This window comes from Exiguobacterium marinum DSM 16307, from assembly GCF_000620845.1.
Taxonomy (GTDB): domain Bacteria; phylum Bacillota; class Bacilli; order Exiguobacteriales; family Exiguobacteriaceae; genus Exiguobacterium; species Exiguobacterium marinum.
Window position 1 is genome coordinate 2,683,182 of sequence record NZ_KK211189.1, and the last position, 19,985, is coordinate 2,703,166.

Annotated in this window: 21 protein-coding genes and 1 tRNA gene; 11 read left to right on the forward strand and 11 right to left on the reverse strand. The window is 45.5% G+C overall.

The genetic code is table 11. From position 1 onward, the window contains the following. The first annotated feature begins 2 nt into the window (after window positions 1–2). Window positions 3–752, forward strand: a complete 750-nt coding sequence (locus P400_RS0114180) for a sugar nucleotide-binding protein (RefSeq protein WP_026826817.1) — start codon at window positions 3–5, stop codon at window positions 750–752. 54 nt (window positions 753–806) lie between these two features. On the opposite strand, the gene P400_RS0114185 is transcribed toward P400_RS0114180, so the two are convergent. Next, the gene (locus P400_RS0114185) at window positions 807–2,045 is read right to left on the reverse strand and encodes a cytochrome P450 (protein ID WP_026826818.1); all 1,239 of its coding nucleotides are present in this window, start codon (window positions 2,043–2,045) and stop codon (window positions 807–809) included. A gap of 87 nt (window positions 2,046–2,132) precedes the next feature. Between P400_RS0114185 and P400_RS0114190 the strand changes: the two genes are divergently transcribed. Further along, window positions 2,133–2,498: a potassium channel family protein gene (locus P400_RS0114190; protein WP_015880779.1), complete on the forward strand. Its 366-nt coding sequence runs from the start codon at window positions 2,133–2,135 to the stop codon at window positions 2,496–2,498. A gap of 17 nt (window positions 2,499–2,515) precedes the next feature. Here P400_RS0114190 and P400_RS0114195 read toward each other — a convergent pair whose 3' ends face one another. Then, window positions 2,516–3,868 carry an alanine/glycine:cation symporter family protein gene (locus tag P400_RS0114195; RefSeq protein WP_026826819.1) on the reverse strand — a complete coding sequence of 451 codons (1,353 nt, stop codon included), beginning with the start codon at window positions 3,866–3,868 and terminating at the stop codon, window positions 2,516–2,518. 129 nt (window positions 3,869–3,997) lie between these two features. After that, complete coding sequence (gene yidD, locus P400_RS0114200) at window positions 3,998–4,267, reverse strand: membrane protein insertion efficiency factor YidD (protein WP_015880777.1); 270 nt, start codon at window positions 4,265–4,267, stop codon at window positions 3,998–4,000. Between the two features lie 192 nt (window positions 4,268–4,459). Here yidD and P400_RS0114205 point away from each other — a divergent pair, with 192 nt between their 5' ends. From P400_RS0114205 to P400_RS0114220, 4 genes are all read left to right on the forward strand, one after another. Continuing rightward, entirely contained in the window at window positions 4,460–5,248 is a 789-nt protein-coding gene (locus tag P400_RS0114205) for a pyrroline-5-carboxylate reductase family protein (RefSeq protein WP_034771239.1), read from the forward strand. Window positions 5,249–5,393: 145 nt separating this feature from the next. After that, the gene (locus P400_RS0114210) at window positions 5,394–5,630 is read left to right on the forward strand and encodes a FeoA family protein (protein WP_034771241.1); all 237 of its coding nucleotides are present in this window, start codon (window positions 5,394–5,396) and stop codon (window positions 5,628–5,630) included. Further along, complete coding sequence (feoB, locus tag P400_RS0114215) at window positions 5,627–7,603, forward strand: ferrous iron transport protein B (protein ID WP_026826822.1); 1,977 nt, start codon at window positions 5,627–5,629, stop codon at window positions 7,601–7,603. Before P400_RS0114210 ends, feoB begins: the two co-directional genes overlap by 4 nt. Before the next feature lie 11 nt (window positions 7,604–7,614). Next, window positions 7,615–7,833, forward strand: a complete 219-nt coding sequence (locus tag P400_RS0114220; RefSeq protein ID WP_026826823.1) for a FeoB-associated Cys-rich membrane protein — start codon at window positions 7,615–7,617, stop codon at window positions 7,831–7,833. Window positions 7,834–7,856: 23 nt separating this feature from the next. On the opposite strand, the gene P400_RS0114225 is transcribed toward P400_RS0114220, so the two are convergent. The 6 genes from P400_RS0114225 to P400_RS0114250 form a co-directional block, all read right to left on the reverse strand. Continuing rightward, window positions 7,857–8,552: a DUF554 domain-containing protein gene (locus tag P400_RS0114225; RefSeq protein WP_026826824.1), complete on the reverse strand. Its 696-nt coding sequence runs from the start codon at window positions 8,550–8,552 to the stop codon at window positions 7,857–7,859. A gap of 148 nt (window positions 8,553–8,700) precedes the next feature. After that, a tRNA-Val gene (locus P400_RS0114230) sits at window positions 8,701–8,773 on the reverse strand. 85 nt (window positions 8,774–8,858) lie between these two features. After that, complete coding sequence (locus tag P400_RS0114235; protein ID WP_084483617.1) at window positions 8,859–9,416, reverse strand: GNAT family N-acetyltransferase; 558 nt, start codon at window positions 9,414–9,416, stop codon at window positions 8,859–8,861. A gap of 71 nt (window positions 9,417–9,487) precedes the next feature. Continuing rightward, complete coding sequence (locus tag P400_RS0114240; protein ID WP_026826826.1) at window positions 9,488–9,802, reverse strand: DMT family transporter; 315 nt, start codon at window positions 9,800–9,802, stop codon at window positions 9,488–9,490. Next, window positions 9,799–10,143, reverse strand: coding sequence for a DMT family transporter (locus tag P400_RS0114245; RefSeq protein ID WP_026826827.1), 345 nt, complete (start codon window positions 10,141–10,143; stop codon window positions 9,799–9,801). Before P400_RS0114245 ends, P400_RS0114240 begins: the two co-directional genes overlap by 4 nt. Next, window positions 10,136–10,717, reverse strand: coding sequence for a TetR/AcrR family transcriptional regulator (locus P400_RS0114250; RefSeq protein WP_026826828.1), 582 nt, complete (start codon window positions 10,715–10,717; stop codon window positions 10,136–10,138). The genes P400_RS0114245 and P400_RS0114250 overlap by 8 nt, the downstream gene beginning before the upstream one ends. 115 nt (window positions 10,718–10,832) lie before the next feature. On the opposite strand from P400_RS0114250, the gene P400_RS0114255 reads away from it, so the two are divergent. Beyond that, window positions 10,833–11,615: an alpha/beta hydrolase gene (locus P400_RS0114255; RefSeq protein ID WP_026826829.1), complete on the forward strand. Its 783-nt coding sequence runs from the start codon at window positions 10,833–10,835 to the stop codon at window positions 11,613–11,615. A 38-nt stretch (window positions 11,616–11,653) separates the two neighbouring features. Here the strand turns inward: P400_RS0114255 and P400_RS0114260 are convergent, their stop codons facing one another. After that, entirely contained in the window at window positions 11,654–12,892 is a 1,239-nt protein-coding gene (locus tag P400_RS0114260; RefSeq protein WP_200868287.1) for an aminopeptidase, read from the reverse strand. A 113-nt stretch (window positions 12,893–13,005) separates the two neighbouring features. Here P400_RS0114260 and P400_RS0114265 point away from each other — a divergent pair, with 113 nt between their 5' ends. From P400_RS0114265 to P400_RS0114275, 3 genes are all read left to right on the forward strand, one after another. Then, window positions 13,006–13,413, forward strand: coding sequence for a YkvA family protein (locus P400_RS0114265; protein ID WP_026826831.1), 408 nt, complete (start codon window positions 13,006–13,008; stop codon window positions 13,411–13,413). Window positions 13,414–13,488: 75 nt separating this feature from the next. Beyond that, window positions 13,489–14,355, forward strand: a complete 867-nt coding sequence (locus P400_RS0114270; RefSeq protein WP_026826832.1) for a YitT family protein — start codon at window positions 13,489–13,491, stop codon at window positions 14,353–14,355. 105 nt (window positions 14,356–14,460) lie between these two features. After that, window positions 14,461–17,076 (forward strand): putative bifunctional diguanylate cyclase/phosphodiesterase, encoded by a 2,616-nt coding sequence (locus P400_RS0114275; RefSeq protein WP_235181868.1) that lies wholly within the window; start codon window positions 14,461–14,463, stop codon window positions 17,074–17,076. A 26-nt stretch (window positions 17,077–17,102) separates the two neighbouring features. Here the strand turns inward: P400_RS0114275 and P400_RS0114280 are convergent, their stop codons facing one another. Then, on the reverse strand, window positions 17,103–19,172 hold the full coding sequence (locus P400_RS0114280; RefSeq protein WP_026826834.1) for an alpha-amylase family protein: 2,070 nt from the start codon (window positions 19,170–19,172) through the stop codon (window positions 17,103–17,105). 158 nt (window positions 19,173–19,330) lie between these two features. On the opposite strand from P400_RS0114280, the gene P400_RS0114285 reads away from it, so the two are divergent. After that, entirely contained in the window at window positions 19,331–19,954 is a 624-nt protein-coding gene (locus P400_RS0114285; protein ID WP_026826835.1) for a hypothetical protein, read from the forward strand. The last annotated feature ends 31 nt before the right edge of the window (window positions 19,955–19,985 follow it).

Genomic DNA, 19,985 nt, shown 5'->3' on the forward strand with positions numbered 1-19,985 from the left:
AAATGAAAGCAATCATTACTGGAATGAACGGTACTGTAGCACCAGTCGTCGCCGATACGTTACAGCGCCATGGAATTGAAGGAGTTGCGTGGGACCGTGAACGTGTGTCAACGACGAATGAAGAGGAGATGCGACGATTTATCGATAGCATCCGTCCTGATTATTTTTTACATATCGGTATGGGTGCAGTGGAATGGGCCGAGACACTCGCTCGATTATGTGCAGAGAAAAATATTCCGTTTCTGTTCACGAGTACCGTCTCCATTTTTTCAGACGATGTAACCGGACCAATTACACCGGACACCTCACCAGATGCGGAAGATGACTATGGGCGGTATAAGCGTGATTGTGAACGTGCGATTGTTCGCGTCAATCCAGGTGCACAAATCGTCCGTCTCGGATGGCAAATCGGAGAAGAGGCCGGATCGAATAATATGATGGACTACTTTACAAACGAGATGAAACAACGAGGTGTCATTCAAGCGAGTGAGCATTGGTATCCATCTTGCTCATTTTTACCGGATACAGCAGACGCTTTATTCGAAATTTTGACAAAACGTGGTCCTGGAATCTATCAATTAAACGGCAACGCGAACTATTCCTTGTACGACATTGCGGTAGGGTTAAAAGAACTTCACGATGCGGATTGGCAAATCGAAAGTACAGATGAACCGAAACGAGACAATCGGATGATTGATTCATCTGTATCCATTCGTCCGATTTCAAAACGCTTGAATCTGCAAACCAAATAAATCCTATACGACAAAACCCGCCTGCTCGATGATCAAGAGCAGGCGGGTTCTTAATTAGATTCGTTTCACATCGGCCAATCGCAGTTTACTTTTCGGAAGACTCGGCATATCCACAAAGCTATAACTCAAGTCTTGAGGAGGAACCGTGTAGGAAAACTCCTCTGTAAACAGTTCGATGACTTGTTCTAGTACTGCAATCGTTACATGTTCTCCAGCACAACGATGTCCAAAGTCCACATCTCCCCCACCTTGTGGGATAAAGTTGAACGGACTCTCTTTCCAGCCCTTAAAGCGAGAGGGATCAAACCGATCAGGCTCTGTCCAAATGGATGAGTCATGGTTCGTTCCATACAAGTCTAATAGCGTGAGCGTGCCTTCGGAAAACGTATATCCGTTCCATTCAAAGTCCGATTTGACACGAGCTGCCGCTACAGGGAAGAATGGATAGAACCGTCTCACTTCTTGGACGAACTCGGTTTTTGTAAGCATACCTTGCCTCACTTGTTCCGTCTCGTTCGGGAACTGATGTAATGCCAGGACAGTAAAGAGAATATAGACAGAGATTGCGACAGTCGGGCGTAGAATATTTAACACTTCAACAGCCACGACTTCTTCAGGCAACAATTCGCCTGACTCGTCTCGATGCCATGAAAACTCATAAAGTGCCGTCTGTTCGTTCGGCAGTAATCGGTTCGTCCGTACTTCTTTTACCATTTGACGAATCCAAGATTCAGCCGAAGCCCTCGCTTTGCGCCCTTGCAAATAGGTTGGCCCAAGGGACGTGCCGGATTCGAATAATAATCTCATCTCGTCTGTTCGTCTTACTACTTCTTCTGGCGCAAGCGGAACCCCAGCCCACTCACATACTGCCTTCATCAACACCTGTTGAGACACATCATATAAGACGACTTCCTCTTCGTTTTGTTCGATTTGTTTCCACTCGCGATGCGTCAATCGGAGCAATCGATCAATATTCTCTTTCGTCATCAGTGACATGAACATGTGTTTTCGATGCGTATGCGCCGCTCCATCTAATGTTTGGACACCATCTTCCCCAAATAACGTTTTAAGGAGACGTTTCGGCGCCGCGTCTTGACGCATAAATTTGTTGGCATCATAAAACACCTCTGCAGCCTCTTCACCCCCAACACAAATCACACGTTCCCCGAGTAAACGAGTCTCAAAGATGTCTGATTGAAAACTTTTGCGTCGATTGGCGACGAACAAATACCCCTCTCGTAAAAAATCGACACTGTGGTCGATTCCTTCTTGTTTCGGTATGACTTTCCCCATTCAACTCACCCTTTCTCTTTTTTCGAACTATAGAGGATGTTCCCGTGTTGTTAGCGAACAAACCTAATATCGAAAGGAGCGAGTGACATGTTACCATTCTTACTGACACTACGACGAATCGTTCGCGGAATTTGGCGCGGGCTTCGCGATCCTGAGTTTCAGGTCCTGTTCAGTCTCGCCTTCCTCACAGTCCTATCTGGTACACTTTTTTACACCCGATTCGAGGCGATGCGTTGGTTGGATGCACTTTACTTCAGTGTCATCACCCTGACAACCATCGGATATGGTGATTTCGCACCTCAGACCGACATCGGAAAAATATTCACAATCGGATATGTATTAACCGGGGTCGGTATTATGGTCGGCTTTATCACAAAAGTGTTTGACCATTTACAAAAAGCACGACTCGATGAATTGGAAGCAAAACAAAAGACGCCACCCTCTGATTCGTGAGGATGGCGTCTATATGTTTAGGATACTTTTCGATTTTCAATCTCAAGCTGTTGATTAAATCGCTTCGTCTCGGCGATGACGACGCCCGACAAGAACAAGAGACCAATTAAGTTCGGGATGGCCATCAAGCCGTTAAAGACGTCGGATAACGCCCATACCAAGTTCAAGTTGGTCGTCATCGCACCGAGTCCGGCGACGAGGACGAAAGCAATCCGATATGGAAGAATCGACTTTTGCCCAAACAAGTAGTGGATGGAACGTTCTCCGTAATACGACCAACCGAGCACGGTCGAATAGGCGAATAAGACGAGTCCGATCGTGACAATGTAGCCACCCGCCGGACCGAGGAACAATTCAAATGTAGCGGAAGTCAATTCGACCCCTTCAAGTCCTGTCCCGATTTGCCCACCCATGACGAGCGTCAAACCGGTCACCGAACAGACAACAAGCGTGTCTAAGAAGACTTGCGTCATTGAGACGAGCGCCTGACGACCCGGCATATCCGTCTTCGCCGCAGCCGCTGCGATCGGAGCAGAACCAAGACCCGCTTCGTTCGAGAAGACACCACGCGCGACACCATATCGAATGGCCGCCCCGATAGCTCCCCCACCGATTGCTTCCGCACTGAACGTACTGCTAAAAATGAGTGCGAGCGCATCCGGAATAAGCGAGTAGTTCATGAACATGATCAATAAGCCGCTGCCTAAGTAAAATACAATCATGACAGGAACAAAATAACTCACAACTTTCCCGATTGAACGTACGCCCCCGAGAATGACCGCACCTGTAAAAATCATAATGAGAATTCCTGATATGTAGAGTGGTACATCGAATGTTGTTTTTAGTGCCAACGCAACCGAGTTCGTCTGGACCCCGTTTCCAATCCCGAACGCCGCAATCGAAGCGAATGCTGCAAACGCCACCGCTAACCAACGTTGATTCAATCCTCGTTCAAGATAATACATCGGCCCACCGGCCATCTGACCGCGTTCATCGGTCACCCTGTATTTGACGGCAAGTACTGCTTCTGCGTACTTTGTCGCCATTCCAAAGAATCCAGATACCCACATCCAAACAATGGCGCCCGGTCCTCCTAACACGACTGCTGTCGAGACACCAACGATATTCCCCGTACCGACGGTCGCCGCAAGAGCGGTCATGAGTGCTTGGAAGTGACTGATATCCCCTTTAGAAGATTGATCTTGATTTTTCGAAAACGCCAGTTTCAATGCATACGGTAACTTAGTGATTTGAATCCCACCTAAACGCACCGTCAAGTATATGCCTGTCCCCACAAGCAAGATCAAGAGCGGTGGTCCCCATACGAAATTGGATGCTGTACTCACCCAATCACTAAATGATTGCTCCATCATACTGTATCCCCTTCCCCGAAAAATAGTGTACACTTCTATTTTTTCAGAATACTTAGAACAATGCAAAAGTATTGTGATAAAACAACGGATAAACAACATCCCTGTATATATAACAGCGAGACGAACTTAATCGTCTCGCTGTGATTCTGGTTTCTCTCGTTGCAAAGGTGCTTTCCAATCAAATGTATCCGGTACATAATCAAGCCCACCCGGATGAAACGGTTGACATCGGATGAGTCGGCGTGCTGTTAAGTAGCTCCCTTTGACAGCCCCATGTTTTTCAATCGCTTCAATTCCGTAATGCGAACAGCTCGGATAAAATCGACATGTCGGTGGCTTCAACGGTGAGATAAAACGCTGGTATCCTTGAATTCCTTTAACTAGTACACGTTTCACGTGATTTCGCCTCACTCTTTTGAATTAGTGCCATCATAGCGCGATTTGAATCGTTTGTCATGTTCATCGCTTCATGTGTCAGATTGTTTTCCATCTCCTTACAAATGAGCGAGATAGGCGATATTCGAGAGCAAGTTTGTTATGATAGTCAACATAACTATTGACCGAATCGAAAAGAAGAGGTGACGAATCATGAATCAATTATTAATGGTCGGTGCAGGATCGATGAGTGAGGCGCTCGTTCGCGGGTGGATCGAATCGGGAGTCGAACCGACACACATCACAATGACAAACCGAAGTGACCGGGAACGTTTGCACTTCCTACAAGATGAACTCGGTGTTCAAATCGTCGAGGACGAAAACGTCAACGACTATGACATCGTTGTATTAGCGATGCAACCAGATGGCGTCATTCCGTACGTAGAATCGAAAGAATGGAAGACCCCACTACTCGTCTCGGTCGCGGCACACATCGAACCGAGCCAATTAGAAGAAGCTTCAGGGCTTCCTGCCGTATGCGCGATGCCAAACACACCTGTCGCGTATCGCAGCGGGATGACGGGACTATGGTTTGGTCCAGAAACGGATGATACCGACCGCGATCAAGCGACTTCTCTCTTTGAACGTGTCGGTCGAACGGCCGTCACCGATGCGAAGACGATGTCCGCCTTTATGGCCGCTGCAGGTTGTAGTCCAGCCTTCTTCTATGAAATCGTCGGTGCGATGACCCCTGTCTTGACGGATGTCGGATACGATGAACAGACGGCGCGACAAATTGTCGCTCAGGCGATGAAAGGTTCTGCAGAGTTACTGTCACACGAAACACGTGAGACAAATGAATTGATTGCCGACGTGGCTGCCCCAGGCGGACCGACCGATCGAGGTGTCGGTGTACTTCGCAAACGTGACCTTGCCGACGTCATGTCGTCAGCTTTGCGTGAGAGCGCCAAAGAAAATCATGAAACGATTGAAGAAGCGTAAACGATACTCGTTTACGCTTTTTTATGTTCATTCGATCTTATTATTTATAAAATATAACTTTTTACATGAACAATATTTCACTTTCACCTTGAACATGATAAGATAACGAATGAGAATCGTTATCAAAAGATAGGGAAGGTTACTTATGAGTCTATTACGACATGTCGCGTTGAATCAAACCGTCATTCTATCTGATTTGACTAAAATTGATGATCGCTTGCGCCGGCGAATGATTTCTCTTGGTTTTTATGAGGGATGCTCGGTACGTGTGAAGCGCAGAGCTATTTTTTCAGGACCGCTAACCATTGAACAAGTCGATCATCAACAAATTATCGCCATCCGAAGATCAGATGCCGAAAAAATCGGGGTGATTGTACCATGAGTCAACGTATCGCATTGATTGGCAATCCAAATACAGGTAAAACTTCATTGTTTAATCGATTAACAGGTTCATTCGCACATGTCGGCAACTGGGCCGGGGTTACAATCGAACAAAAAATCGGTCAGTTACATGGGAAGGTCGGACAATTAATCGATTTGCCTGGGGTTTATGATTTAGATCCGCTCTCGGCAGATGAAGCGATTGTTTCCCGTTTTTTATTGCATGAACCGTTTGACGGGATGATCAATATTGTCGATGCCTCACAATTAGAACGCAACTTACAACTTACTTTGCAACTTCTAGAGATGGGACGTCCGCTTCAAATCGGTTTAAACATGGTCGACGTCGCAGAAAGCCGTGGGATGCATGTCCATCTCGATAAATTAAAAACACTTCTTCAAGTAGATGTGTTTCCGATTACGGCACGAACAGGTGATGGTTGTGACGTCTTACTCTCATCGATTCAAATGGAAAAACGTCAACCGTTCGAATTAAACTATGGGCCAGAGACCGAAGAAGCGATTGCACGCATCCTTCGAGAGGTAGGTCTATCGAGAACGGATCGATGGATTGCAATTCAATATTTAGCAGGTAACCGGATTGTCGTTGACCATTTGGAAGCATCATCTCCAGACATTGTCGCCATCCGTAAAGATCTCGAAGCGACACTCGGACGTTTTGCACATGCCCATATCACCGAACGTCGTCGCGATTGGGCGAAACAAATCCGACATCAAGTCATTGAAAATCAACGTATGCAAGAAGTGACGATGACGGATCGTATCGATGCGGTTGTGACACATCCTATCTTAGGTCTGCCCATCTTTTTCGGGGTACTCTATGCGCTATTCCATGTGACGTTTAATTGGATTGGCGCACCCTTTTCCGATTTATTAGACGGATTGTTGTCTGGCCCCATCACATCAGGAACCTTTTGGATATTGGATGCTTTAGGTGCCTCGTCATTCATTCAAGCACTTCTCGTAGACGGTGTCATCGCAGGTGTCGGAGGGATATTAGTCTTTGTCCCACAAATCTTTGTCCTCTTTTTCTTCATCTCATTTTTAGAGGACTCGGGATATATGGCGCGGGTCGCCATCGTGATGGACCGTTTCATGCAACTCGTCGGACTGAACGGAAAAAGTTTTATCCCGATGATTATCGGATTTGGCTGCAACGTTCCTGGAATCATGGCAGCTCGAACGGTCGAAGAGGAGAGAGAACGCCTCGTCACAATCTTCATCTCACCATTCATGTCATGTTCGGCCCGGCTTCCGATTTACGCTGTGTTTGCAGCTAGTTTCTTCTCAGCTCATCAAGCTCTCGTTGTGTTATCGCTTTATATGCTAGGCATTTTCCTCGCCTTGATTGCTGCAAAACTATTTACGAAAGCATTAGCTGCCGAAGATCAGACGAGCTTATTCATCGTAGAGCAACCCCCATACCGCGTCCCCCAAGGACTCACTCTATGGCGCAGCACTTGGCAAAAAGCCAAAGGATTCGTTCGCAAAGCCGGTACTTTTATTTTTGGAGGCTCTGTATTTATCTGGCTCCTTGCGTATTCAGGCCCGGGCGGTTTTGATGTGCCCATGAACGATAGTTTTCTAGCTATGATTGGTGGGGCAATCGCCACTTTGCTCATTCCTCTCGGATTCGGTACTTGGCAAGCCGGCGCGTCGCTCATTACCGGCTTCTTAGCAAAGGAAGTAGTCGTTTCCACTATGGCGATTATCTATGCCGTTAGCGAATCTGATTTATCTGAGTCGTTATTGCCAGTCTTCACGCCACTCAGCGCGTATAGTTTCATGGCCTTCGTCTTGCTATACGTACCTTGTTTAGCGACGGTCGCTGTCATACGTCGTGAAGTCGGGAGTGCCAAACTCACATGGTTCACCAGTTTATATGGCTTAGGGGTTGCCTATGTGGTATCGCTTGTCATTTATCAAGTCGGTCGTCTGTTCGGATTTGCGTAAGGAGGAACACCATGCCATTCTTTGACTTACTTATCGGATCTGTTGTCTTTGGATATGCCGCCTTCTCCCTTTACCGCTACACGCAGAAAGCAAAGGGTGGAAAATGTGCAACATGTGAGATTGAGCCTACATGTACAACGGCATGTGATGCTGCAGATTGGGATAAAATCATTGCGGAGGCTCTTCAGAAAGACCCTTCCGCTTTCAATTCAAATACAAAAAAAGACTGAATTCCGATTCAGTCTTTTTTTGATTACAGTATATGTATGACGGAGACAATCATCGCGACCACCAAAATTCCTGGCAATAAGTTGGCCACGCGAATTTTAGTGATACCTACCAAGTTCAAGCCGATTGCCACAATCATCACGCCACCGGTCGCTGTCATTTCTAAAATAAAGCTATCCATGAGCGACTCTGGAATAAACTTCATGATTTGAATAGCGAGAAGGGCAATTCCGCCTTGGTACAACAAGACAGGAACAGCTGAGAACATGACGCCAATCCCGAGCGTCGAACTTAACACGAGGGCCGTAAATCCATCAATCAATCCTTTTGTATATAAGACGTCATGATCACCGCGTAACCCACTATCGAGCGCGCCAATGATGGCCATTGCTCCGATAACAAAGATGAGCGTTGCAGTTACGAATCCTTCTGCCACACTAGATTGACTCCCAAGGCGCCGCTCAAGGCGATAACCGACTTCATTCAATAATTCATCTAATTTCCACCATTCCCCGAGCGCAGACCCGACGACAAGACTCCCGATGACAATCAAGAAGTTTTCACTTTTCATCCCCATTTGAATGCCAAGTAAGATAACTGCAAGTCCGATCGCGGTCGTCACTGTTTCTTTCATACGCTCTGGAATGCGGTGAAATAAGAGACCTAACAATGCACCGATGATGATTAATCCGGCATTGACGAGGGTTCCCGTTAGCACCATTTTACATTCCCCCTCTCTTATGTATTGAAAGGAATATACCAATTGCTTTCGTTCATTGTCAATTCACAAAAAAAAGCCACTTCTCGCAAGAAGTGGCATCGCGGAAACCCACGTTCCTATGGGTTTCGCATCGGGTTTGGCACCCAAGTGATTCTGACTGGGCTCGAACCAGCGACCTCTACCCTGTCAAGGTAGCGCTCTCCCAGCTGAGCTACAGAATCAGGTCGTGTCCTCTCTTAAGGACACTATTAATATATCAAGAAACTATTGAGTTGGCAACTACTTTTTTATATTTTTTATATTTTTTTATCGCGACATGTGCTGACGGTTGATGTGTCGGCAAAGACGTTCCAAGTCACCAGCATAGACAGATACGAGCATGTCCTTGTACAACGTGTCTCGATCCCAGTGAAGACCATTCGCTTTGGCGACACGCTGAGATGGAACGTTTTCTGGATGAATGAGCGAAATGATTTCCTTTTCTCCTTCGGTGAAAGCATACTGCATCAAACGCGCAGCCGCTTCTCGTCCGTACCCCATATGCCAATGCTTAGGTGACAGCCAATAGCCGACTTCTAATTCGATTTTGCCATCTAATTCATGTAATAACGTACCGGCATGACCAATCGGTTCATCGTTTTCAAACGTCATGAGCTTCAATAGACCTGTTTGTCGACCAGTTTCATAACGGGCCAGTTGACGTTCGAACCATTCAATCGTCTGTTCATCTGTATACGGTCTTCCGTCCGGACTGATGAAGCGCATCACCCGAGGATCTTGGAGAAGCGATTTGACAAAATAAAAATCGGAGATCGTATACGGTTCAAACCGCAAACGTTCGGATTGCAACTCAACAAGATGCATCGTTTTCCGCCCCTTTCTTTCATCTCATAATCTGAACTATTCAATTCCCGTTTTCAGCTTGTTTTAATCCATTACGCTACAACTTTTAAGCCGACCACACTGCCGATAATCATCGTCAAATAAAAGATTCGCCAACGACTTGTCGATTCATCTAAATAGAGCATTCCTAAAATGACACCACCCGCTGCCCCGATACCGACCCAGATGGAATAGGCCAAACTAAGGGGAATGACTTCAAGTGACTTCGACAACAAATAAAAACTGAGCGCAAACGATAAAATCGACAAGATTGACCATTTTAAAATTTGATAGCCTTTTGATTTCCCCATAAAGAAGACGGCCGTCATCTCAGCAATCCCTGCACTAATCAAAAATATCCAACTCATACTTCTTCTCCTCCTGTCACTTGTTTCAAGCCGATGATTCCGATGATCAACGTCGTCACAAGTAAGAGTTTCCATCCACTAAGCGCCTCGTCAAATAAAAGGGCGCCGACAATAACCGTTCCGACTGCTCCAATTCCAGTAAAGACGGCATAGCCCGTACCTGCAGGAAGAACTCGAAATGCTTTCGCCAATAAGCCGAAACTGACAATCAAGAGGGCAATCGTCCATAGCGTCGGAGTGAGAACTGTGAATCCTTCTGATAACTTCATCGTCGTAGCCCAAATGATTTCAAGCAATCCGGCAAACAAGAGTGACATCCAAGCAACGCTTTCCTTATTCATTCCAACCCACTCCTTTCTTGAAAATCCGGAACGCGGCTTGTTGCCTCATCTCCCGATCATCTTCAAACATAAATAAAGACAGCAAGGCGCCATCTAAAAAACAATAGTAGGCAGCATATAACTCTTCAAGCGGTTGGACCGGTAAATCCCCACGCTCCATCGCTAGACGGAATTGTTCTTTTTCAAAACGTTTTAATTCCGTTTCAACCTTTCCAATGACTTTCTCGATATAATCCCGAAATTCCGGAGGTGGTACGAGCAACATCCGTTTCGTCAACATCCATGTCTCGTGATCGCTGAAGAATGACGTGAGTGTACTAACAATCGAGTCAATCCGTTCTAAAGGTGGTCGTTCAACGGTGTTATCGCATGTTTTTTGCCACGCCTCTTCGTACCGATTCGCCATATCCATCACGACTTGCTTAAACAGTTGCTCTTTCCCATCGATGTGGGCATACAACGAGGCCTTTCGGATTCCTACATCTTCTGCAACCGCTGCGAGCGACAGTCCTTCATATCCCTCACGGGCAAACCGTCTCCGAGCGGATTGCATAATCTTGTCTTTTGTATTCATGACTTTCACTCTCCTTCCACAACACTCTACCTAACGAACGGTAGGTAGTCAAACGAGGTGATTGTTTTTTGACTCATTTTTCCCCAAAATACGAAATAGAAAGAGGTGACGAATAATGATTGAACACTTGACTGTATCGATTCCGACGGAGAGAGCGACCGGACAAAAACGGATTGTCCGTGTGTTTCGACCGGACTGGGTCGAAGCTAGCACCCCGCTTCCTGTCCTGTATATGCATGACGGACAAAATGTATTTTCCGGAAACGCGGCTACATACGGGGAAGGTTGGGAAATCGACCGATGTATCGACACGCTACGTCTCCCCCTCATGGTCGTCGCCATCGCGAGTGCCCCGAATTGGTTAGATCGCTATGATGAGTATTCATACGCTGAGGATGAGATGTTATATCGTCGTATCGGTCCAGAACTCGCGAAAACACGTCCAACACTTGGTGGTCGAGGACGTCTTTATACAGACTGGCTCATGCACGAGTTAAAACCACGAATCGATAAAGAGTACGCGACAAATCCGGAAGATATCGGTGTCATGGGGAGTTCAATGGGTGGTGTCATCTCTCTTTATATGATGGCGACCTATCCTTCCATTCGCAGAGTCGGCTCGCTCTCCACTGCAGCATGGGCAAATCTTGATCCTTTGATTCGCGAAATGAAACAAGCTAAGATCGCTTGTAAACTGTATATGGATATCGGTACAAACGAAGAGAGCGGGTCAATCACTCCAAGCGACTACCTGTTCACGAATGCGAAACTGATTGAAGCCATCGCGCAAAAAAGCATCGCCTTCCGATACGAGGTCGAGCCGGACGCAATTCACCACGAATCCGCTTGGCGCCGTCGCTTGCCTAACGTTCTTCGTTATTTATATGACATCACATGAAAAAGAGCGAATTCCGAAATTGGAATTCGCCCGTTCATTTAAATGACCCAGTTCCCGTCACGCATGATTGCTTCTCGCGTGCCGTCTTCTTGCTCACCATCAATATTCATTTCCGCCGACCCAATCATAAAGTCAACGTGTGTCATCGAATCATTCGCGCCGTTCTCTGCGAGTTCATCTTGAGACATCGAAGGACCGCCTTCTAGGCATGTCGAGTATGCACGACCTAATGCCAAGTGACACGATGCATTTTCATCGAACAACGTGTTGTAGAATAGGAGACCCGAGTTCGAGATTGGAGAATCATCAGGAACAAGTGCCACTTCACCGATGCGACGTGCTCCCTCATCCATATTTAACAATTCATCAAGGGCCGCTTGCCCTTTTTTCGCTTCCGCCTTGATGACTTTACCACCCTCAAACCAAAGAGTAAATTCGTCAATCAAGTTTCCGCTGTAGCTGAGTGGCTTCGTACTCGACACATGCCCTTCCACAGAATCTTTATCTGCGAGTGTGAACACTTCTTCTGTCGGCATGTTCGCGATAAAGTCGATGCCATCGGCGTTTGGACCGCCACCGCCAAGGAAGACGTGCTTTTTCGGAAGGCCGATTGTGAGTTCCGTCCCCGGTGCGCTGTAATGTAGTTTCGCGTATTTTTTCTCTGTCAACAACTTCGCGCGACTTCGAAGAGATTGGTCGTGTGTGTCCCATGCTGCGACGACATCTTCTTGATCCATTCGAGTTGCTGCGAAGATGGCCTGCCATAGCGCAGCGACTGCATCCTCACGTCCTGGAAATACTTTTTGTGCCCACGCTTCTGACGCACCTGCGACGATTGACCAACTAACATTGTCACTCATCACATATTGACGCCATTTCGCAAGTGCTTGACCTGCCGCACGGTTCGCGTCGGAGATTCGTGACGACTCGACACCGTTCAAGGCATCCGGGTCATCACTTACAATTGACAAGAAGGCTGTTTTTTCTTCAGCCAATTGCTCAAAACGAGCCTTTAACCAATCCGGAAACTCTTTAAACGAATCAGCCGGTGCATCAAAATAACGAATCTTTGAAGTCTCCTCATCGCTCCAGTTGACGAATACTTGTTTCGCTCCTGCCGCATAAGCAGCTTTCACCACATGGCGTACAAGTGGTGCTTGGCTAATATCAGCACGTACTTCTAATTGTTGCCCCGGTTGAATGTTCACACCTTTTTTTACCGCTAGCTCTGCATAGCGAGAAAAATCTGCCTCTGTCGGCATTGAAATCATAGACATATGTATCGTTCCTCCTTTTCGATTATCTTTATTTTCTTAAATTTCAGGAAAAGTTGCAACCAATGCGCAAAAACGGGCATATTAATAGATGAAGAATGAAGGAGGAATACACTATGGCAGATTGGAAAACAACATACACACACTTTTTAAAACAAGCAAAGGAAGACATCCACAATCGTGAATCACTCGGTGACTTGCTCGTTCAAGGTGAACGCGCACTCGCGAAAGTGACGATTGACGTGGCCTCAAATGAAATCAGCAATATCGAGCGTGAAGAAGAGCTCACCCTCTACTTCCAAATGAAACAAATGCTCAATATGTTGCGCGCGCTGTACAACAATCAATTCGAGATGCAATCAGACAAACAGGAAGAACTGATTGCGGCCATTCTTTACTTTGTCTCTCCGTTCGATGCGATTCCAGACGATGTTCCGCTCGGACTTTTTGATGATGCCCAGGTGATTGATTACGTGCATGAACAATTAGCAAGTGATATTGACCGATTCCATAACGAATTGTGACTTGAAATGATGTGGGAGTAGCAGTACGCTAGCATGAGACTTAGCTAAAGGAGGCGTAAGGCCTAGCCATTATTTATGTATGCAAAATCTCGAAAACGGGTTGCTCTCGAAACGGTACTGTTCATCATCGCCGGGACAATCCTTCAGTCTATCTTTGTCAGTTTACTGCTCAAACCGAACGAGATTGGTTCGGGAGGAATCGTCGGGATCACATTGATTTTCAACGAACTGCTCGGAACACCAATTGGAATGACCCAACTCGTGCTCAATATCCCCCTCTTCCTGTTGGGACTAAAATATTTAGGACGTCGCTTCATTTTAATGACAGGAATTGTCGTCGTGCTCTCTTCGATTCTGATTGATAGCTTGCCAATCCTTATTCCGCCAACCCCACTTGACGACCCACTCGTCGCTTCGGTGTTCAGCGGAATTGTCTCAGGTCTCGGACTCGCACTTCTCCTCTTTGCAGGAGCTTCCACGGGTGGCCTTGATATTTTAGGGAAAGTCATCTATATGAATAATCGAAATTTATCTTTACCTAAAATCTTTTTGACACAAGACCTGATTGTTTACATTCTCGTGTTTATTGTCTTTGATATAAAAGCCGTTATGTATGCTCTTGTACTAAGTTTTGTAAGATCACGAACGTTGCTCACGATTCACAAGTTCTTCTCCGCACAGAAACAATGTTTTATCATTTGCCAAAAAGCAGAAGAAATCAATTTGGTCATCAAGCAGAACTTAAAACGCGGGGTCACAATTATGGATGCAACAGGCGGATATTCAAACGACTCTAAAAAAATGTTGTATGTCGTCGTCCAAAACAATGAAATTCCACGACTACGTCAAATCGTTTCTGAAATTGATTCTGAGGCGTTTGTAACAGTGTCCGAAATCGATTCGATCGTTGGAAACTTCAAAGAACATTCATATACGCTCTAAATTCATAAAAATCGACAACAATCTATTTTTGTTGTCGATTTTTTGTGTAATTTTCAATCATCTATTCCGATAATAGATAAGAGCCCTATTTCAAAACAGGAGGAGGTGCATGAGTTGTCATTTTATTCGTTGCGCCAATACGTTCCGGCGGTTCTCATCGGAACTTTTTCTACCGGACTTTTATTATTATTTTTAACCCCGCATGACCTGCTACACATCACGTTACTTATCTATTATCTCGTCATCCTAGGAGCAGCGATTCTATTTAGTGGAGTGGCTATTTTTAAGCATAGAGGGATGCGCCGCTTTATTCATGTTCTGATTAGTGCCGGAAATGTATGTTTTGTGCTTTACTTACTGATGCACCACTATTCACCTAGCGCAAATACACAATCGTTATTGTTTTTACAGAATTTCTTTTATTTGATTATGTCTTTGATCGTCATCACTCAATCGATTGAGATTCGGACATTGAAACTACGAACGTTCGATTTATTTGCCTTGTTTAGCTTTCTCGTGATTGGTGGACTACATATTTGGTTCTACTCCACACGAGATGTCTCGCTCGTTTCTCATCTGAGTGGCTTTGAAGAACAGATGTTACTCATCAGCCTTTACATGATGCTCGGATTCCTTTACTTGAATCGAGTCGTTTCAACCGGTCAACAATTCCGGATTCTTTTACTCGTCGGAATTCTAGGTTTCACAACCGCCTCAATTACAAACGCACTATTTTTGTTTTCAGGGATTACACACGAGCTAGTTCACCTAGTTCAAATAAGCAGCATACTCATGATCTCCATCAGTTACTGGGTCGATGATCTGTCGGAAGATGCACTCGCGTATGATTCAATTTTAGATTATGTATTATACAGCGTAGTCGTGATGATGTTTTTACTCTCATCCGATCGCCTTCTTGGAACGTCTGTACTAGACTCGATGATTGCAAATGCCGTGCTTTTACTACTGATTCGCCAATTTGTCGTCTCAAAACAAAACGCACTGATCAGTTATCGTCTACATACGGTCAATACAGATTTAGAAGTCGCCGTGTCTACAAAAGCGCATGAGCTCGAGATTCGCGAGCAACAATACCGTTCGCTCTTTGCCTACCACTCAGAACCAATTTTTTTATTCGATTTACACGGAGAAGTATTGTCTGTCAATGAGGCCGGTAGCTCGATTTTAGGATTGTCGACAGATAAATTACTCGGGTCGAACATCCTCGATATCATCGAATCGAAAGATCGGCCCCCATATGTAGCCATTCTTCAAGAGTTGACGAATGGTCGACCACGAACGATTGATGTGCGGGTGATGACCGACGAAGGCGAGACACGTGTCTGGCAACTCGTCAACGTCCCGATGATTATCGATGGAGAAGTAGAAGGGATTTACGCCATCGCCAAAGATATTACGCAAATGATCGAGCAGCAAGAGCAAATTCTGTATCAAGCCAAGTTCGATAGTTTGACGGGTCTTCATAATCGTTACGCGCTACAAGAACAAATCGAGCGTTTAATCGAGGAAGGTCGCACGTTCACGCTCATGTTCTCTGACTTAGATGGCTTTAAAGAAATCAACGACCAATTCGGTCATCACATGGGAGACGAACTTCTGCAACACATCGGGAAGCGGTTACGAACCGCACTTCTTCCAAATGAGTACGCCGGACGCCTCGGAGGTGATGAATTCATTGTTGTCGCAGAACACGGTGACCACGAAATGTTGACGGAACGTTTACGGCGACTCGTCTACCGCCCCCCTTATTACATGGCCGGAACACTCGTTGAAGTACATGCTTCGATTGGAATCGTACGTTTCCCTGAACATGGGGAAAAATTGAAGCACTTACTCTCAAACGCGGATCTCGCGATGTATCGTGCGAAGGATAAAGGACGTGACGAAACCGTCATGTTTGAACCTGAGTTACGAGAAGACAAAGAAGAACGGAAAGTGTTAATGGAAGGTCTCGATACCGCACTTGAAAAAGGAGAAATTTCTCTTTTCCTTCAACCTCAAGTCGATGCCTCGACGAAAGCGGTCATCGGAGCGGAAGCACTCATGCGCTGGCAACATAACGGAACATTCATTCCGCCAAGTCAATTCATTCCGATTGCCGAAGAAACAGGACATATTCACGATTTAGGTCGGTGGATGATTCATGAGACGTTCCAGTTAATTCATGTGTTTGAACAAGGCGATATCCATTTACCGAAGCTCTCGGTCAACTTGTCAGTTCGACAGTTATTCGATGAACATTTGATTGATTACTTGAATACGCTATTCGAACGTTTCCCGATTGAACCGTCACGCCTCAATTTCGAATTGACAGAAACTGTCGCCGCCCACCACTCGGATCGTGTGCTAAATCGGATTTTAGAGTTAAAAGCGCTCGGTATCAAACTATCCATTGATGATTTCGGAACAGGTTACAGTTCACTCGCTTATCTCGTACGATATCCAATCGATGAACTGAAAATCCCTCGTGAGTTCACGATGCAACTCGAAGAGAACCGCGAATATCAAATGGTCACGACGACAATCGTCGCAATGGCACGACAACTCGGTATGGCGCTTGTTGCCGAAGGCGTCGAAACCGAGTATCAGGAAACCTTTCTTCGTAAAATCGGATGTGATTCCATGCAAGGTTACCGCTATGCAAAACCGATGCCACTTGATGAGTTTGTCATTTACTATATGAAACACACAACGCCTTGAACCCTTATTCGGTTCAAGGCGCTTTTTTATTTCATTTCATACACTTTGACCTCACCTGGCTTCAGGTCAATCCAAAGGTTCCATTGTTCATCAAACGCATACTCAGCATATGGCCATGAGTATGGTGAATAAATCATCTCCGCAAAACGACTCGCGTTCCAATTTCGGCGCCGTACTCCATCAAGAGCGACAGTTCCTTGCAATGAGTTATTCATGTTCGTATTCGCTATAACCAACAATGTATCATTCGTCTCCGGACGTAGCCAGGCAAACCCGACAAACGGTGCGAACGGCTCATCCAAATTGAGTGGCTCAAAATGGTTTGGATCCACGAGTACGTCTAACCACCGTCGACGAATTTCAGCAACTTGGTGCATGACTTCAATCATCTCATCCCGTTCTGGGTGATCCCAATGGAACTGATATGCATCAAAAAAGGCGAGTTTGCCGAAATAAGGGTCCGTCGGGAACAGTTGGTACGCTTCTTCAGGTCGACAATCTAGTCCGGTGTTCATCGGCTGTGTTTCATATAATTCTAACCCTGAGTTTGTCATCGGTACCCCATTCGGCATAAACCCATTTAACACCGACAATAATCTACTCGCTTGTCGTCCGCCTTCCCGCGTAGCAAGACGACGAGTATCCGCCGTTTCACCTGCCGCAAATACTGGAAGCGGTAAAAAGCGTGAATCGTATAGAAATTGATGTGTTTCGTGCGTTTGGAACCTAGGTTCTTTATAAAATCCATATCCGATAATCATGTTATAACCGGCATCCTTGGCAGTCCAAGCACCCGACTCAATCAACTCTTCGGCGATAAAACTAAAGTTTGAATCGATAGAACGTGGTGTTGACAAAATCTGCTGCGCTAAGTCGACAGGAAGAGCGTGCCCCATATCAATACGCGCCCCATCAATGCCAAATTCACGCTGATAATGCGGGATAATATCAGCGAGCATCTCCCAGAGGGGCTCGTTAATCTCATTTCCTCGGAATTGATTCGACTTGATTGAATCAAACAAAATATAAGGAGCAACATTCGCCTCATTGACATAAGGTGCTGCTGCAAGTGGATGATCTAAGAAGAGACGGAAATATGTCACGTCCGACCATGGTGGTTGTGGATCATTAATACAGTCAGAGAAAGCAGGCGCTGTTGTCAAACCGAACTCTCGCTCAATCGTTGCTAACACATTTTCTTCCGGGTGCTCAAGCAAAAAGCCACGGACACGTCCCCATTTCTCAGCATCAATCAAATTCGGTGCCATCGAGAATCGTCTTAAGTGTTGCCATACATCCTCCGAGTTATACACCATCGGCAAAAAGGCAAATTCCGGTTTTACGTTCTCCCCAATCCCGGGCACATAAGGAGGATGATAATAATCGACTTCCGTCAATGGAATCCAATAAAACCATTCTGGGTTTTCAAGAATGAGACGGTTATCTCGGGCACATGTACGAGGGATGACATCGATGACGACGCGAATCCCTACCATGTGACAAGCCTCCACAAATGCCGCAAATTCTTCTTCGACTGTCATTGCATCTCCAGTCAGCGTTTCTTTCAACTCTTCATCGATGGCAAAGAAATTTTGAACGGCATAAGGAGAACCAAATTCTCCTTTTTTATTCTTATGACTATGTTGAGAAATCGGTAAGAGAAACAATGTATCGATTCCCATATAAAGGAGGTGCGGAATCAACGCAAGCGTTTTGACGAAAGTGCCAGTGTCCTTCATTCCGAACGAGTTCTCCATCTCCACATAGCCCGATCCATCATGATCCCAGGTGGTCGATGTACGAACTTGCATCGAATAGACAGAGGCTCGCTTGATCCAATCACCTCCTGTTTGCAAATGTCCGTCTGCAAGCGCAATGGACGTTTGGTAATCCCGGCTTTCAATCGCATACGGAAAAATCGTTTTTTCAATCGTTTCAACCAAAAAATCATACGGATTGACACGCTCGACACCGTCGCGAACTGGTTCAGAAGGGAAACGCATGCGATTCCATAGACTTGGAACCTCATAAGTAAGATCCTGACGCTTGTCTTGTAACACCTGGTACAGCTTTTGTAACGATGAGTTCTCTGGCATATTGACTCTCCTTATGCATCTGATTGTCCTTTTTCATTTTTCATTAAAAGACACTACACTAATTGATTATACGTTTCCTCGTCTTTTCCTTTTTTCAAAGAATAATTTCTGTCGACATTTATAAAATCATGTACGATTGAGTAGAAAGGAGTGTCACGATGTCACAACGAAAGTGGATTTTATTATGGGTTAGCTTATGCATTTTATCCATCTCAATTATTGGTATTTTTATTTTTCAATTAAAAGGAACAAATGACCGTTTAGAAATCATACAAGGTGAACAACTCGACTCGTATGAAGTGATTGAAGACATCATGTATTATAACATCGAGCGGGCAAATGCCATCCGTGGTTTACTTGCATATGACGACCGACACTTTTTAGAAATGTACTATAGCATGTCCCGTCAAGCCAAAACGCTAAAACAGTCCGTCGTCGCTGACCCCAATACACCGAGTTCCGTCCTCGATTTACTTGAAAGGGATGCCATTTGGGAAACAGAAGCTGATCGTGTACTCGACATCTATGAAGATGGCGACCTAACAAAAGCTACAGCAGTCGCAGAAACAATGACCGAGCAACGACAGACTATCTTGGAAGATTTGCGTTCGTTAAAGCAAATGCAATACAAAGATATTCATCAAGAACTTCTTTCTGCAGAGAATCAGATATCTTTCTTGACCCAAATACTTTTCACCATCACTTTTTTGCTTATCGCTATAATTGCCATCCTCAGCTTCTTATTGTTCCGTATCAAACCTCAGCACGAGACAATAGAATGAAAAAAGAAGTGTCCCAGGTGATCATACCTGA

What these genes read in the sequence shown, in the direction of transcription:
- P400_RS0114250 (WP_026826828.1), bottom strand. Translation starts at nt 10,717, where the DNA reads ATGAATACAAAAGACAAGATTATGCAATCCGCTCGGAGACGGTTTGCC.
- P400_RS0114255 (WP_026826829.1), top strand. Translation starts at nt 10,833, where the DNA reads ATGATTGAACACTTGACTGTATCGATTCCGACGGAGAGAGCGACCGGA.
- P400_RS0114260 (WP_200868287.1), bottom strand. Translation starts at nt 12,892, where the DNA reads ATGTCTATGATTTCAATGCCGACAGAGGCAGATTTTTCTCGCTATGCA.
- P400_RS0114180 (WP_026826817.1), top strand. Translation starts at nt 3, where the DNA reads ATGAAAGCAATCATTACTGGAATGAACGGTACTGTAGCACCAGTCGTC.
- P400_RS0114270 (WP_026826832.1), top strand. Translation starts at nt 13,489, where the DNA reads ATGTATGCAAAATCTCGAAAACGGGTTGCTCTCGAAACGGTACTGTTC.
- P400_RS0114265 (WP_026826831.1), top strand. Translation starts at nt 13,006, where the DNA reads ATGGCAGATTGGAAAACAACATACACACACTTTTTAAAACAAGCAAAG.
- P400_RS0114235 (WP_084483617.1), bottom strand. Translation starts at nt 9,416, where the DNA reads ATGCATCTTGTTGAGTTGCAATCCGAACGTTTGCGGTTTGAACCGTAT.
- P400_RS0114225 (WP_026826824.1), bottom strand. Translation starts at nt 8,552, where the DNA reads ATGGTGCTAACGGGAACCCTCGTCAATGCCGGATTAATCATCATCGGT.
- P400_RS0114280 (WP_026826834.1), bottom strand. Translation starts at nt 19,172, where the DNA reads ATGCCAGAGAACTCATCGTTACAAAAGCTGTACCAGGTGTTACAAGAC.
- P400_RS0114285 (WP_026826835.1), top strand. Translation starts at nt 19,331, where the DNA reads ATGTCACAACGAAAGTGGATTTTATTATGGGTTAGCTTATGCATTTTA.
- P400_RS0114245 (WP_026826827.1), bottom strand. Translation starts at nt 10,143, where the DNA reads ATGAATAAGGAAAGCGTTGCTTGGATGTCACTCTTGTTTGCCGGATTG.
- feoB (WP_026826822.1), top strand. Translation starts at nt 5,627, where the DNA reads ATGAGTCAACGTATCGCATTGATTGGCAATCCAAATACAGGTAAAACT.
- P400_RS0114240 (WP_026826826.1), bottom strand. Translation starts at nt 9,802, where the DNA reads ATGAGTTGGATATTTTTGATTAGTGCAGGGATTGCTGAGATGACGGCC.
- P400_RS0114205 (WP_034771239.1), top strand. Translation starts at nt 4,460, where the DNA reads ATGAATCAATTATTAATGGTCGGTGCAGGATCGATGAGTGAGGCGCTC.
- P400_RS0114185 (WP_026826818.1), bottom strand. Translation starts at nt 2,045, where the DNA reads ATGGGGAAAGTCATACCGAAACAAGAAGGAATCGACCACAGTGTCGAT.
- P400_RS0114190 (WP_015880779.1), top strand. Translation starts at nt 2,133, where the DNA reads ATGTTACCATTCTTACTGACACTACGACGAATCGTTCGCGGAATTTGG.
- P400_RS0114210 (WP_034771241.1), top strand. Translation starts at nt 5,394, where the DNA reads ATGAGTCTATTACGACATGTCGCGTTGAATCAAACCGTCATTCTATCT.
- P400_RS0114220 (WP_026826823.1), top strand. Translation starts at nt 7,615, where the DNA reads ATGCCATTCTTTGACTTACTTATCGGATCTGTTGTCTTTGGATATGCC.
- P400_RS0114195 (WP_026826819.1), bottom strand. Translation starts at nt 3,868, where the DNA reads ATGGAGCAATCATTTAGTGATTGGGTGAGTACAGCATCCAATTTCGTA.